Below are 13,297 nucleotides of genomic sequence, written 5' to 3' on the forward strand. Positions count from 1 at the left end.
ACCGCCCGCCGACTTAACGAGCGGCAGGACCGCCGGCCGCGGCTGCCACCCACAACCGGTGCTCGCCTACCTGCTCCGCGAACGCATGAGACACCGCGTTGTTCCCTGCGGCCAGCAGATTCGCCCGGAACTCGGCCAGGTAACTCACGCACCGTGCGGACTTCAGGTTCTCCCCGAGATCCAGCGCGTCCACCGCCACCCGGCAAGCCTCCTCGATGTCGTCGGCGCGTAGGTGGGCGTCGGCCAACACCATCGTGGCGAAGAAGTCGCTCCGCACGTGGCTGCCGCTCATCGCGTTCTCCGCGTGGGCGACGGCTTGCCTCGCGCTGTTGACGTCGCGGAAGCAGTGCGCTGCTTCTGCGGCCAACTCGGCCTCATCGAAATAGGCGATCCACTCGGGCTCGTCGTCGCTGTTCCGGCCCTCCAGCGCTCGCGTCGCCGCGGCCAGAGCCGCTTCACACCCTTGGACATCCCCTGTACGGGCGAGCGCGCGAGCCTCCATGGCATGGAACTGGGCCCGAAGCGTCGGTGTCGCCACCGCCGAGATGCCCATCAGGGCGGCACGCGCCAGCGTCGCTGCCTCGGTGTACCGGCCGAGGAAGGTGGCCTGATGGCTCATCGCCGACAGGATGCTTCCGGCAAGGCGCCGGTCGTTGGCGTCTTGAGCCAGCCGGAGGGCCTGGAGAAAGTACCGCTGGGCGAGTCCGTGATGGCAGGCGTCGTACGACATCCAGCCGGCGAGGAGCGTTGCCTCCGCCACAGTGGAATACAGAGCCCTGCCCACGGCGTCGCTGTAGGTGCCGCGCAGCAGCGGAACCACCTCAGCACTGAGGTACTGGATAACAGACCGACGGGCGTGGTCACCGCCGAACTGGTCGTCGAGTCTGGCGAACATGTCGGCCGTGGTCTTCACCGTTGCCACGTCCCCAAGTCCCACACGCAGTCCCACCGGCCGACCGGATCGCGGCGCCGGCTCCGGTGCCACCAGCCACCGTAAGGACGCTTCGTTCCACGCCGGCTCGGACGCCTCGGACTGCAACAGCGGTTCGTACCGATTCAGGTCGGCGGTCCACAGCCGGTCAACCGTGGCGATTGCCGCGTCAGGGCTGTCGGGGTAGCTGGCGTCCAGAAGCGCGGCGTCCTCTCTGCCGTCGTGTTCCAGCCCCAGCTCATGTGGGCTGGTGCCGTACGCGTCCCCGAGCAGCGCGCCGTAGAACCCGTCCGGCACGCTGTGCCCGTTCTCCCAGCTCGCGATGCGCCGCTTGACGCTGTCGTCGGTGGGGAGTTGGTGACCGCGCTTGGCCGCGGCCTTGCGTAGTTCCCGTACCAATCGCAGCTGGCTCCAGCCGCGTTCGGTTCGGGCCCGGCGTAAACGCTCGCTGACGGGGTCCACAGGAGACGGCCTTTCCCTCCTCGTGTCAGTGCAAAGCGGGTGGTGCGTGCTCCTTGACCACCACGAACGTACGTGATTGACAACGCCGTTGGCAGTGGCGAACGGGATTTGTCGCCACTACTTCGGGACGACGGGGGGTGACGGGCCTCCGCGGCACACGTCATCCCCCGTCACCTGTCGTCATCTGCCCTGGTCAATGCCAGTCCCGCGACGCTGAACCCACTGCGGTGCAGGCGCCGTGGGGTAGCCGACCCGAGGTGGGAAGAAGACGTGCAAACGATGACCAGGCGAGGCATCGAGTGGCTGTCGGCAGCGGCGGACGATCCGGTGATGTGTCGGGCGCTCTGGGCGGACGATCCGCGCAGCCCGTCGATGATTCCTGCCGGCCGCCTCTTCGACGTGGTGTCGGTGGAACAGCGGCTCGGCCTGGAGACGTTCGATCAGATGTGCCGCCGGGAGCTGCCATGCGGCCCGGTCATGGTCGATCACCGGGCTCGCAAGGTCGGCTTCTTCCTCAGCTCCAACAGCCGCGACTGGTTCACCTACTTCCTCAGGCGCGAGACCAGCGAGCCGCCGGAGTACCGCTACCTCGGTCTCAAATCCGTGGTGGTGGTGCCGGGCCCCATGCCTCTGAGCGGCGACCGCTACCAATGGCTCCGTGCCCCGGTACGGCGTCCAGAGGCCAATCCGCACCGTCCGATCGCCCTGGCAACATTGCTTGTCGCTGCCGCCGAGCTACTGGCACGCGTCGACCGCTACGGCGACCGGTTCAGCTCCGCCGCTGACGCCATGGCGGCCTACCCGGAGGAGTCGACTTCCGGTGCATGAGGAATCTCGCGGCCGCCTTGACGCAGCGCGCTGGTCCCCGCTGGAAAGCAACGGCTGGTACGCCGCTCGCGATGCGACCACGGCCCTCCGCGACGCCTTGATCAGCGCGGGCATGGAGCGCGACTTCCCGTACCTGCGGGCCGACCTGAACGCCTTCGGCCACGGCTTGGTCGAACTGGGCCGGGTTTCGCCTGCAACTGCCGAGCACCTGGCCGAACTGCTGCGCCTGGCCCTGGCGAGCGCCGCTGAGCCTCGCCTCGACACCGAGACTGACCGCGAACCGGGGGAGTGAAGTCATGACAGACCGACGCGAAGTCATCGCCCCACGCGCCGAGAACCTGACGGCCGGCGTGAGCTATGTCCGAGGCTGGGGCGAGGCTCGACGCGGTTCCGACCGTCTCGCTGCACAACTCGCTGCGCTGGGACTGGAGGCAGACTTCCCGGGGCTCACGGCGGACGTGAGTGTGCGCGGTGACGGCCTGGTCCGCCTCGGCACGGTGCGCCCTGAAGCGGCCCTGCTCCTGGCACGGCTCATCCGGGCTGGCTTGGAAGCGAGGGATTACGAAGCGCGCTCTCCGGCGACTCCGCTGCACTGAACAGAGAGACTCCCTTCCTCAACGAGGACCAATCAGGTGGCCTGCTGTTCGGCCGGGACCGGCGCCCTAGCGCCGCAGCCCGGACGGTCAGCAGGCCACTTCAGTCGCGCCATCAGCTTGGGAAGGTAAGGTGATCTAGGGCCCGCTACGGCGCTGACCTGCGGCGGAAGGGGCTTTACGCCTGGCGGGCGGGTCCGTTGATTCCCCGGTGTTCCCCGCGATTCCCCGTACGAACTGGCACGCGTCTGGCACGACCTGTTCGTACCGAATTCTCGGCGGGTGCGTTTCTTCTTGAGTGAGCGGCATGTACCTGCCTAATCCACTGATGCCGAGCCAACGCGACACGCGGCGTTGAACTCCACCCCCATGATGGTGCCGGGGCCTAGGGGTGGCCACGCGTCCTGGTCGGCAGGGACGTAGCGTCAGCGCATGGACTTCCGTATCACCGCTGAGGAGGAAGCGCTCGTCTTCCGGCTCGCGGAGCTCGTGGACGGTGGCACGCAACCGCTGGAGACGCAGCTCGTCGAGGAGCTGGGCTCGGACATTCGGCAGCAGCTCGACGGGCTCAAGGCGAAGGGCTGGACCCTCGCCCGCGAGGCTGCAGGCGGAATGATGGTCGTCGATCTCACCGGGCCGGCGTGGCAGGCAGTCCGCAGCCGCCGCGACGTCGGCCGGTAACGGCCGTCGTGACGCTAAAGGTTCGCCTACGCGATCCCATAAGACCTGTGACCTTCGGCCTCGCCCGGTGTAGCGTCGCTACAAGTAGTCGTGGTTCCGAAGTCCCGTTCGCCCGTGACACACGTCTCGGGCGTTCTTGCTGTTCAGCGCCTCTCCGGACCAAGGCGATCACCTCCGGATCCCGCACGGTGCGGGATTCCGAATTTCCTTGAGGGAGACAGACATGGCCAGCGGTACCGTCAAGTGGTTCAACGGCGAAAAGGGCTTCGGTTTCATCGAGCAGGACGGCGGCGGCCCCGACGTCTTCGCCCACTACTCGAACATCGACGCCTCCGGCTTCCGCTCCCTGGAAGAGGGCCAGCGAGTCACGTTCGATGTCACGCAGGGGCAGAAGGGCCCCCAGGCGGAGCACATCCGCCCCGAGTAACAACGCATAGAGAGACCCCGGCCGGATGGTTACCGGCCGGGGTCTCTTGCTGCCCGGGTGAAAGGGGACAAGCCAGTGCGCACCCCTGGCAGTGATCCGCTGCCCCGAACCCGCAAAGTCACAAGGGGACGTCGACCTGCTCCCCACGGCGAGCACGTCCGCAGGCAGAGAGGCCGGGTGGGGGCTGGTCAGCCCGCCATCGACAGCTTCCGACAGCCGGCTGCGGTGGTTGCTGCGGTCGCTGTACTTCCCTGCTGTATAGCACTGGCTCGATCGCCGGGTTCGGCTCGTTGTCCGCGGCCTGTGTTTCACTGTCCGGCCATGGACGAACAGGAACTGCTCGCGGCCGTTGACTCCTTGGTCCGGCCGGACGGGCAGGAGCTCGTGTGCGACCAGGCCGGGCACCCGGCGGGGCATGTGTGCCTGACGGTTTCCGAAGAGGTCAGCCTGCCCGTACTCATCAAGGAGCTCAGCGACCGGTACGGGCAGTTGCGCAACCTCGTTGCGGGCGGATATGTCGATCCCACGGTGACCGAGCAGACCGGGCTGCCGCTCCTGGCACCCTTTGGGGAGCAGCTGGTCGATTTGCGCGCCTGGACGTGCGGCAGCTCGTGGATCGGCTGCGGGATGGTTCGTGCCGGTGACGGCGTACGGCTGGTGGTGCTCATCGCCGAGCGGGCCGCACCGTCGCCGGAGAAGGTGCCGGAAGGACTGCCGAAGGGTGCCTCCTGGGTGGACCGGGTCGTCGCCGTCACGGGGTGGCCGGCAGACCGGGCGCGGGTGGTGGACTGGGCGGCGGTCGAGGCCCGGCTGGGGACCGTGCTGCCCGGTGACTACAAGCGCCTTGTCGAGCTGTTCGGGTACGGCGCCTTCGACGACTACCTCGGTCTCTTTCTGCCCGGCGGCCCGCTGGGCAGCATCGACATCGTCGAGTTCAACGAGTGGTGGGCCCAATGGGCCGAGGCACATGATGGCAACTTGTGGGAGCCGTACCAGCTGTACCCGGCCCCGGGCGGGCTGCTGCAGTGGGCAGGGACCGAGCAACGGGACGACTTCTACTGGCTCACCGAGGGTTCCGATCCGAACAGTTGGCCCATCCTTGCGACAGTGGAAGACCGCGGCACCTGGTACCGGTTCGACGGCTCGACCGCGGAGTACGTCTACCGTCTGCTCACTGACCCGCAGCAGCCCTTCTCGACCGCCCGTGATTTCGATACCCATTGGTTCGAGAGCTACGAGGGGTTGGAAGCGGAAAGCGATTGACCGGTCCGGTGGCTTACCCACGGTCGATGGAGCCTCAGTACCCAGACGGCGGTGGGGCCTCCCCAATGGCGGCTCCCCGGCTGCACTCTGAGTGGAGGCATATGGCCTCGCGGGCCTTGTCGTACCAGTTCATGCGGCTCACTCAGCCCCAGGGGTGAGCCGTTTCCTGCTGCTCGACCTTCGGGGCAGTGCCAGTGCCACAGCCGTCCATGCTCGTCCGCCGCTGCGTCGACGTTGTCACGCAATTAGACACTCGTCTGGGATGCGACCCGGCGCTTAGAAGATGCGGGCAGGCCTTGGTGGGCCGGGCTGTCGCCGCTTCGCCAGTGCCGCGTTGGGCTATCCAGTGCCGCTGCCGTCCGGCGCTGCCGTCACTGCCGCTGGCCGCAGCTTCTGTGAGCACCGCATTAGGAGTTCGATCCGCACCTGCTTGGGCTGCGGTCGTCGACTGATGCGACGGCCGGACGGAGTCGCTGGTGTGCGCCTCCGTCCGGCGTCGTTGATGTCGGCCGTGGATGTCAGAACCCTCTGATCCGAAGCTCTACATTCGACATCGCCGATGGTGCTGCCCGGTCGTCCCCAGGGTCCGTCTACCGGTCGCCCGGGAGCCCGCTAGGTGTGGGCCCCACCCAGCATGGACCGCGCCTCCGGATCACCTTCGTGATCACGCGGCCGTAGGCGATCTCCGCTGGGAACGGGTGGGGCTCGTCGAGACGGGTCACAAGCCTTGCGCTGCCACACGCGGTGACCTGCGTGACCTCTGTCGTTCGACACCTGCCGCGTACCCTGTCCGAGCTGCTGGGGGCCGGCACAAAAATTCTTCGAACTCTCGCGTTGCACCGTCACGGGTGGTGGACACGTAGGGACGAAAGCAGCGAGAGGAAGCCATGGCCATCGACAGCGAGGACGAGTTCACCGATGTCTACCGCACTCACTACGAGGACGTGCTGCGCTTCGTCCGTCGGCGCGCTCACCCGATGAACGTGGACGACATCGTCGGTGAGACGTTCCTCGCCGCGTGGCGTCGTCGCAGCGAGCTGCCGGAGGACCCACGTCCGTGGCTCTTCGGCACCGCGCGCAACGCGATGCTCAACGCCCACCGCGGGCAGCGCCGCCAGACGGCTGTCGCGGTGCGTGTCATGGAGAACGGTGGCGAGGACAGCTACGACGGTCTGGCCCAGGCCGAGGAGCGGATGGACCTGGTGGCCGCCTGGCGGCGGTTGTCGGCCGTCGACCAGGAAGTACTGGCGCTCCATGTCTGGGAGGGCCTCACGGACCGGGACGCCGCCGCCGTGCTCGGCTGCTCACGCGCGGCCTACACGATGCGGCTCTCCCGCTCCAAACGTCGTTTGGCCAGGCTGTTCGGCCCGACCGGTCGGACCACTCCCGCTCCGGCTCCGGCGCACTGAAGGAAGAGACGTGAACGATCACGAGAAGAACCTCCCCCGGTTGCTGGCCGCTCTGGACGCTGCTCCCGTTCGCGAGCTGACCGAAGCCGAAAGCGCCCGTAAGGAACATCTGTTGCGTACCGTGATGAACAGTGCAGCGTCCGCCTCGCAGCCGGCCGCTCCGCCTCGTCGCCGTCGCCCGTTGCTCTGGGTGGCGGCCGGAGCCCTCACCGCCGCTGCGGCCGTAGCCGTCGTGGGTCAGGCTGTGCTCAGCGCGCCTGCCTCGGGGGTCCTGCCCGCGGCGGAACTCGCGAGCTGGACCGGCACCCCGAGTCGCCCGTCGGCCACCTCACCCGAGGCCGTCGCCGCCGAGAAGTGGTGCGTCAAGGCCCTGGGCAGCGACTACGCCGGCAGGTCGGTCTCGTACGCCAACCTGGACGTGCGCGGCTCGGTCACCTCTGTGGTCGTCACCGACGGGAAGACCACCTCCTACTGCCTCACCGACAAGGCCGGCCACGGCATGGCCGAGGTGATCGGCCCGGTCAAGAAGCTCGCCGCCAACGCGATCGAACTGGACTCGGCAGGCGCTCACGGCGAAGGGAGCACAGGTCTCAACTACCTGGAGGGCTCGGTGGGATCCGACGTCAAGGCCGTGACCCTGCTCGACGGCGGCCGCACCATCGAGGCCACCATCCAGAACAACCGGTTCACCGCCTGGTGGCCGTCCGCCGATCCCTCCGGCAGCGCCGACAAGGTCGTCATCACTCTCAAGAACGGCTCCACCCGGACCGTAACCGGCCACTCCATCTTCCCGAAGGACTGAGGAACCGACGCGGTCGGCCGCTGCAACCGCATGAAGCGGCCGACCGGCCGAGCCCGAACATCTGCTGCTCCGCCACCCGCTTCACCCAGCCCTCCGCCTTCCGCGGGTCATCCGGTCGCACGACGCCCGGCACCGCACTGCCACGCTCCTCACGGTGGCCGGGTCACGCCCCGCGTCGTGATGGAGATCCTTAGGCGTCGCGGCCGTCAGTGCCCGACCGCCCGGAGGACACGCTCCGCAGCTCGGGCTACTGATGCCCGGGGACCAGTTGCCGACGGCCCGAGAGGTCGTTTCCGTCAGTCGATCGCCGCGAACGCAGTGCTCAAGGCATACCGGGAATTGGAGCGTGAAGGACTGGTCACGCCGCAGCCCGGGCGGGGCACATTCGTCCAGCCTTCGGCCCTCATCCACGCGCGTCTCACCCCGAGCGCCGCGCTCGTCCGCGATCTAGACGCATGGATGGACCGGGCGGTTACAGCCGGCTTCGAACGCGATGAGGTCGCCGCGCCGGTTCACGCACGCTTCTCGCGGGTGGCCGTCGACGCACACGTCATGAACCGCAAGGAGATCAGTTGAACCAGGTCATCGACATGCCCCAGGACGCGGGCCCCCCCGCGCTCCTGGCCACCGGGCTCGGCCGCAAGTACCGGCGCGGCTGGGCGCTGCGGGACTGCACCTTCCGCATCCCCGCGGGCACCGTGTGCGCCCTGGTGGGGCCCAACGGTGCCGGGAAGACGACCTTGATGTCCATGGTCGCGGACCTGCTGTCCCCGACGACCGGCCAGGTAGCTGTCTCCGGGCGAACACCGCGGCGAGCCGCTGCCGAAGGACGCGTCGCCTTCCTCGCCCAGGACAAGCCCCTCTACCCGCGCTTTACGGTCGCGGAGATGCTGCGCATGGGGCGGGAGCTGAATCCGGGCTGGGACCAGGCCGGCGCCGAGCAGATCGTCGCGGCCGGTGACATTCCGCTGTCCGCGCGCGTCAACAGCCTCTCCGGAGGCCAGCGCACCCGGGTCGCGCTCGCCATGGCCTTCGGCAAACGGCCCGATCTGCTGCTCCTGGACGAGCCGATGTCCGATCTCGACCCCCTGGTGCGCCACGAGATGATGCGCATGCTGTCGGCCGAGGCGGCCGAGCGCGGCACCACCGTGCTCATGTCCTCGCACATGGTCGCCGAGATGGAAGGCGTCTGCGACTGGGTCCTGACCATCACCGGCGGACGGGTACGCCTGGCCGGTGAGGCGGACGAACTCATCGCCGCCCACGCCTACGTCATCGCCGCTCACGCCGGTGACGGCCTGCCCGACGAACTCGCCCCGCACACGGCAGTGGAGACACGCACCGTCGGTCGTCAACTCACCGCGCTCATACGCCCCAAGGGCCCGCTGCCGCCGCATTGGAACGTGCGCCGGCCCACCCTGGAAGAGATGATCTTGTCGTATCTACGCTGTCCCGAAGCGCCACCGCTGCTGACCGCGGACGCCTGTGGCGGCCCCAAGGCGGTGGCCTCATGAGCGCCACCACCACCGCTCCCTCTCCGAAGCGCACCGCGGCCGCCGGCGGAGCACCGCAGCGGGGCATCCTGCACGGCGTCACGTGGTTGGTGTGGCGCCAGCACCGAATCCCGATCATCGCCGGCGCCGCGCTCCTCGTGGCCGTCGCAGCCGCCGTGGCCGAGCAGCACTCGGGGATGGTCACCTTCATCCGGACCAACCACCTGGCCGGCTGTACGGCCTCCGCAGGCTCCGCGCACTGTGCCGCGGTAGCCGCCAAGATCAGAGAGTTCAGCGGGCTCTACGAAAGCAACTTCAACCATGCCTCGGTCCTCGCTGCACAGATCCCACTGGTCATCGGCGTCTTCTTCGGTGCTCCCCTGCTCGCTCGCGAGTTGGAGAGCGGCACCTACCGCCTCGCCTGGACACAGTCGGTCACCCGCACTCGCTGGGTGCTGGTCAAGCTCTGCTTCCCCATGGCCTTGATCGCGGTCGCCACGGCCGTCCTCAGCTGTCTGTGGGACTGGTGGTGGCGTGCCGAGGCCTCCCTGTTCAACACGGTCCGCTGGCAGGACGGCGTCCCCTTCGACCTCATCGGAGCGGCACCCGTCGCGCTCTCCCTCCTGGCGCTGACCGTGGGGGCCGCGCTCGGCCTGCTCCTGCGCCGCACTGTGACCGCCATGCTCGGTACGTTCGTCACCACCGGCCTTCTTGAATTCGCCATCAGTCAACTCCGGCCCTACCTCGGGCCGACCTCCATGGCCGTATCCCGGAACCCGCTGGTCACGCCCGAAACCAGCGCCAGTGCGTGGGTGACCCAAAGCGGCTACGTCACGAGTTCCGGAGCCTCCCTGCCCGACAGCACCTGCTCCTTCCAGGGTGAAAAGGCGCCGACAGGCTGTTTTCAGGCACACGACATCACCGGACAGTTCGTCCGCTTCCATCCAGCCGGTCAGATGTGGTCGCTCAACTGGGCCGAGGCCGGAGTGTGTCTTGCGGCGGCCGCCGCGCTGGCGGCCTGGATGGTCTGGCGAGTCTCCCGCCGTCCCCTGGTGTGACCACGACGCTCCGTAGAGCCCCGGCGCTTGGCGGTGCCGAGCTGCCGGATATCCCGAACAACCACCCCTGAGACATCAACGACGCAGACCGGCAAGGCCGGCCCCCCTCACAGCAAGGAGTCCACCGTGAACACCCTTCCGCCCGCCCCGTTCCTTCTCGCCATGCAGGAGCAGCGGATCCCGCCCGTGCTGCTCGTCGTCGGCGCCCTCGTCATCGTCGCAGCCGCCATCGCCGTCATCCGCGCGGTGAAGCGTCAGCGCCAGCGGTAGAGGGCATGCCGGTCGGCGCTGCGGGCCCGGACGTGGCTGAACGGTAGCCAGCACCGCGCGTCAGCCGCAGCGGACGAGCCGAGATCGCAAACGGTCGTGAAAACCGTCGTGGCAGCGATGTCACCGTGGGTTCAAATCCCACCGCCTCCGCTTGATGAGCAGTGAAAACGGCCCCTGACCTCGGTAGTCGGTCGGGGGCCGTTCTGCTGTCCGGCCACTGTGGCTGCCCGGTGTTCCCCGTGGTTTCCCGCTCGATCGGGCACGGCTGGGGCACGGGCACCTTCTGATCCGTAGCTCTACAGAGATCGGTCATTGAAGGTCATTTAGGCTGCCGCGAGGGGCGTGACGGTCGATGTTGGGTACTGACGGTTGCTGGGGTTGCTGTACTCCGTTGCTGTACCGCATCACAGATCCACTCGGGTCTCCGTCTCCCGGCTCCCCTGCCGCAGCACGACGTGAGCCGGCCTGAACGGCAGACCGCGAAGGGTCGGCTCCATCACCTTGAAGAGCGCCTTGGCGTCCGTCCCGTAGGCGTACAGCACGGCTTCACCTCCGCCGAACTCGTTCCCGTCCACCTCACCGACTCCTGCCTCATCGACGGCGGCCGTCATGGTGCGCTCAGCCTCAAAGATCGCCTCCCGCTCGGCACGCGAGCCGTACTGGTCATCGCTCAGCCGGTAGTGAGCAATGACGGCTTCTTCCGGTGTCTCCGGTTCGGGAAGATCAAAGAGTGTGTCCATGCGTGCACGATGCCACCAGGCCCTGACAGTGCGCCCACACTGTGCCGACCGTCCACGAGCGAGCTGGTGCACGCTTTCCAACTGTGGTGGTGGGGTCGTGGGGTGTGTACGGGGGCGTTCACCTGCGTCCATGGGCGGTTGGCTGTCGACGTGGAGACGGCTGGGATTCTCGACTGAACGGCCGTGAACGGAGCTGAATGAGACGGAAACTGAGACGGCCGCCCATGGTCCTAGAGCTGACCTCGCCACCACGGCACGTCCAGGCTGTCAGCCGGGATGACCTTGGCCCTTGCCAGAATCTTCCCGTCGAGGGCCCACACGAGGGCACGCAACTCACGCGCACTCTTCCTGGGCAGCGCGTGAAGCACGGCTTCGAGGTGCTCACGGAAGCCGGCGCCGTAACACCCGCACTCAGGGATGCCGCAGTCGGGACCTGTGAGGGGGTCTAAAAGTTGTCTGAGGGGGCCATGGGCATAAGCCTGCCAGTGCCAGAACGCCTCTTCTGTGGCTTCGGGCCAGAAGCGGGTCCGCTCTAGCCGACGCAGGTCAGCTGTGCAAGATCCTGAAAGGCGATCAATGAACGGGTACCGTCGCCGCCTCCAGGGGCGGATAGGGAGGTCGCCCCGCAGGGCTGACGGGCGCCTACGCGGCATTGCCCCTTCGGTTGTCGGTCATGGGGGCAAGCTACAGAATCACGCGTCAGACGGCCACCGCGTATCCGGTGGCCGGAGCCCTGAGCTTGGGAAGCTGCGCCTTGAGGCAGCACTCAGGGCCTGTCTGTCGTGCCAGGCAGAATACGGCTCCATGAGCCTCCACTACGAAGTCGTCTTCGCCTGCCTCCTCCGCGACGACACGCCCGACGCAGTCCTGGACGCCCTACGATGGCACCTCGGCATGACCCCTGAACGGCCGGCAAGGCTCGAAGGGGAGGAGCACGCATATCCGCTGCTCTCCCCGGATCAGGACAGCCGCCTGCCCGGAGGTGACTTCGCGTCTCTACGACGCCAATCCTGGGGATTCACGGCCAGCGGTGAGCGCCACGTCTGGGGACTGTTCAGCCGCAACCTCTGGCTCGACGACATGATGGGTGACCTCGTCCCCATCCTCGACCTGCTCGCACCTCACGTCGAAGAACCTGGTTACGGCGGGCACTTCCGCGAGGAGTTCGACGCCGAGCCGACCGTCTTCACCTTCCGCGCGGGCACCTACGGGCCGCTCGAACTCTGACGCCACCTCATCGGGTGAGCAGAGCCGGTTCGGGTGGGGAAGCGACACCCGCATTAAGAGCGAGGTTGGGCCGTCACGCGCGTGACCTGCGGATTCCGTACGGGGGGCAGAGTCCGGCCGACTCACTCCTGCAAACCCCGGTCCCCCGTGAGTCCCCGTCTGTTCTGGCACGAGAGTGGCACGGCCACGGGCCGTGCCTTGGGCTCTCTCGATGTGAACTATGCGCGTGACGGTTGCTGGGGGCCGCTGTGCTGGTTGAACGTGGTCTAGGAGTAGCTGGTGGTCGACCACGGTCTCCACGGTTGCCGTACTGCTGTTCAGCACCCATTCGCAGTCCCAGGGCGCCGCTGTCGTAGCCCAATGGCACAGTAACCGGTCATGGACACCGACGAGTTCTGGCGGATCATCGAAACTGCTCGATCAAGCGCTACCCCCACCGATGAGGCACTGGTGGAACTGCTGTCTGCACGCCCCATCGAGGAGATCTTCGAGTTTCAGAAGTACTTCGACGAGGCGCACGATGCTGTGTACCGCTGGGACATGTGGGCAGCCGCCTACCTCATCCAGGGCGGCTGCTCGGACGACAGCTTCATTGACTTCCGCGCTGGCCTGATAGCGCTGGGCCGCGACTGGTATGAGAAGGCAGCCCGCTGTCCCGACAGCCTGGCTGACCACCCTGCTGTTCGAGCCACTGCCCCCAACCCCTGCTACGAACTATTTTACGAAGAGATCAACTACGCAGCTACCGAAGCGTTCGATCGACGCACCGCAGACCGTGACGCCTTTGACGCTGGACTAGTCCTCCGTGAGGCCGCCTCGGCCCAGGAGGCGGAACAGGACATGGGAGAAGATTTCGACTTCGATGATCCCGGAGAGATGCGGCAGCGACTGCCCAGACTTGCGTCGCTGTACCTCGGCAATGGAGCCCTCTGAGCTGACAACGATACCGAGTCGTCGGGTTGCAAGCGCATGGCCCGCCAACAGTTCTTCTGGAAGTGATGACCCAAGTCCGTCACGTGGAGTAATCGTCAAGACTTGTGGATCGGTTGATCCCACTTTCGTTCAGGTGAGTCGATCGCGACGAGTTCGACTTCGAAGCCGTCGTCGTTCTCC

16 protein-coding genes and 1 tRNA gene are annotated in these 13,297 nt (G+C 67.3%); 15 read left to right on the plus strand and 2 right to left on the minus strand.

Annotation, left to right across the window (positions count from 1 at the left end; translation table 11 throughout):
- Positions 1-13: 13 nt before the first annotated feature.
- Positions 14-1,393, minus strand: a complete 1,380-nt coding sequence (locus ACIBJF_RS32830; protein WP_399179193.1) for a helix-turn-helix domain-containing protein — start codon at positions 1,391-1,393, stop codon at positions 14-16.
- A gap of 279 nt (positions 1,394-1,672) precedes the next feature.
- On the opposite strand from ACIBJF_RS32830, the gene ACIBJF_RS32835 reads away from it, so the two are divergent.
- From ACIBJF_RS32835 to ACIBJF_RS32895, 13 genes are all read left to right on the plus strand, one after another.
- Positions 1,673-2,221, plus strand: coding sequence for a bifunctional DNA primase/polymerase (locus ACIBJF_RS32835; RefSeq protein WP_399179223.1), 549 nt, complete (start codon positions 1,673-1,675; stop codon positions 2,219-2,221).
- Positions 2,214-2,513 (plus strand): hypothetical protein, encoded by a 300-nt coding sequence (locus ACIBJF_RS32840; RefSeq protein ID WP_399179195.1) that lies wholly within the window; start codon positions 2,214-2,216, stop codon positions 2,511-2,513. Before ACIBJF_RS32835 ends, ACIBJF_RS32840 begins: the two co-directional genes overlap by 8 nt.
- 4 nt (positions 2,514-2,517) lie before the next feature.
- Positions 2,518-2,817 (plus strand): hypothetical protein, encoded by a 300-nt coding sequence (locus ACIBJF_RS32845; RefSeq protein WP_399179196.1) that lies wholly within the window; start codon positions 2,518-2,520, stop codon positions 2,815-2,817.
- A gap of 429 nt (positions 2,818-3,246) precedes the next feature.
- Positions 3,247-3,495: a hypothetical protein gene (locus tag ACIBJF_RS32850; protein WP_399179198.1), complete on the plus strand. Its 249-nt coding sequence runs from the start codon at positions 3,247-3,249 to the stop codon at positions 3,493-3,495.
- 223 nt (positions 3,496-3,718) lie between these two features.
- Positions 3,719-3,922, plus strand: a complete 204-nt coding sequence (locus ACIBJF_RS32855) for a cold-shock protein (RefSeq protein WP_055489114.1) — start codon at positions 3,719-3,721, stop codon at positions 3,920-3,922.
- Positions 3,923-4,306: 384 nt separating this feature from the next.
- The gene (locus tag ACIBJF_RS32860) at positions 4,307-5,185 is read left to right on the plus strand and encodes an SMI1/KNR4 family protein (protein WP_399179200.1); all 879 of its coding nucleotides are present in this window, start codon (positions 4,307-4,309) and stop codon (positions 5,183-5,185) included.
- A gap of 887 nt (positions 5,186-6,072) precedes the next feature.
- A complete protein-coding gene (locus ACIBJF_RS32865; protein WP_399179202.1) occupies positions 6,073-6,594 on the plus strand; it encodes an RNA polymerase sigma factor in 522 nt (173 codons plus the stop codon).
- A gap of 10 nt (positions 6,595-6,604) precedes the next feature.
- Positions 6,605-7,396, plus strand: a complete 792-nt coding sequence (locus ACIBJF_RS32870; RefSeq protein WP_399179204.1) for a hypothetical protein — start codon at positions 6,605-6,607, stop codon at positions 7,394-7,396.
- A 318-nt stretch (positions 7,397-7,714) separates the two neighbouring features.
- Complete coding sequence (locus ACIBJF_RS32875; protein ID WP_399179206.1) at positions 7,715-7,972, plus strand: hypothetical protein; 258 nt, start codon at positions 7,715-7,717, stop codon at positions 7,970-7,972.
- Positions 7,973-7,986: 14 nt separating this feature from the next.
- Positions 7,987-8,910, plus strand: a complete 924-nt coding sequence (locus ACIBJF_RS32880; protein WP_399179225.1) for an ABC transporter ATP-binding protein — start codon at positions 7,987-7,989, stop codon at positions 8,908-8,910.
- Entirely contained in the window at positions 8,907-9,947 is a 1,041-nt protein-coding gene (locus ACIBJF_RS32885; protein ID WP_399179208.1) for an ABC transporter permease subunit, read from the plus strand. Before ACIBJF_RS32880 ends, ACIBJF_RS32885 begins: the two co-directional genes overlap by 4 nt.
- A 126-nt stretch (positions 9,948-10,073) precedes the next feature.
- Entirely contained in the window at positions 10,074-10,217 is a 144-nt protein-coding gene (locus ACIBJF_RS32890) for a hypothetical protein (protein ID WP_399179210.1), read from the plus strand.
- 28 nt (positions 10,218-10,245) lie between these two features.
- A tRNA-OTHER gene (locus ACIBJF_RS32895) sits at positions 10,246-10,367 on the plus strand.
- A gap of 254 nt (positions 10,368-10,621) precedes the next feature.
- Here the strand turns inward: ACIBJF_RS32895 and ACIBJF_RS32900 are convergent.
- On the minus strand, positions 10,622-10,957 hold the full coding sequence (locus ACIBJF_RS32900) for a hypothetical protein (protein WP_399179212.1): 336 nt from the start codon (positions 10,955-10,957) through the stop codon (positions 10,622-10,624).
- Between the two features lie 804 nt (positions 10,958-11,761).
- Here ACIBJF_RS32900 and ACIBJF_RS32905 point away from each other — a divergent pair.
- Both ACIBJF_RS32905 and ACIBJF_RS32910 read left to right on the plus strand, forming a co-directional pair.
- Positions 11,762-12,184 (plus strand): hypothetical protein, encoded by a 423-nt coding sequence (locus ACIBJF_RS32905; RefSeq protein ID WP_399179213.1) that lies wholly within the window; start codon positions 11,762-11,764, stop codon positions 12,182-12,184.
- Between the two features lie 378 nt (positions 12,185-12,562).
- Entirely contained in the window at positions 12,563-13,117 is a 555-nt protein-coding gene (locus ACIBJF_RS32910) for a DUF4240 domain-containing protein (protein ID WP_399179215.1), read from the plus strand.
- The last annotated feature ends 180 nt before the right edge of the window (positions 13,118-13,297 follow it).

Origin of the sequence: Streptomyces sp. NPDC050743 (assembly GCF_044456925.1) — a bacterium.
Classification (GTDB): domain Bacteria; phylum Actinomycetota; class Actinomycetes; order Streptomycetales; family Streptomycetaceae; genus Streptomyces.

Excerpts from the sequence above, each read along its gene's own strand:
- ACIBJF_RS32835 (WP_399179223.1), top strand. The coding sequence starts at position 1,673 with ATGACCAGGCGAGGCATCGAGTGGCTGTCGGCAGCGGCGGACGATCCG.
- ACIBJF_RS32845 (WP_399179196.1), top strand. The coding sequence starts at position 2,518 with ATGACAGACCGACGCGAAGTCATCGCCCCACGCGCCGAGAACCTGACG.
- ACIBJF_RS32850 (WP_399179198.1), top strand. The coding sequence starts at position 3,247 with ATGGACTTCCGTATCACCGCTGAGGAGGAAGCGCTCGTCTTCCGGCTC.
- ACIBJF_RS32855 (WP_055489114.1), top strand. The coding sequence starts at position 3,719 with ATGGCCAGCGGTACCGTCAAGTGGTTCAACGGCGAAAAGGGCTTCGGT.
- ACIBJF_RS32865 (WP_399179202.1), top strand. The coding sequence starts at position 6,073 with ATGGCCATCGACAGCGAGGACGAGTTCACCGATGTCTACCGCACTCAC.
- ACIBJF_RS32880 (WP_399179225.1), top strand. The coding sequence starts at position 7,987 with ATGCCCCAGGACGCGGGCCCCCCCGCGCTCCTGGCCACCGGGCTCGGC.
- ACIBJF_RS32885 (WP_399179208.1), top strand. The coding sequence starts at position 8,907 with ATGAGCGCCACCACCACCGCTCCCTCTCCGAAGCGCACCGCGGCCGCC.
- ACIBJF_RS32900 (WP_399179212.1), bottom strand. The coding sequence starts at position 10,957 with ATGGACACACTCTTTGATCTTCCCGAACCGGAGACACCGGAAGAAGCC.
- ACIBJF_RS32905 (WP_399179213.1), top strand. The coding sequence starts at position 11,762 with ATGAGCCTCCACTACGAAGTCGTCTTCGCCTGCCTCCTCCGCGACGAC.
- ACIBJF_RS32910 (WP_399179215.1), top strand. The coding sequence starts at position 12,563 with ATGGACACCGACGAGTTCTGGCGGATCATCGAAACTGCTCGATCAAGC.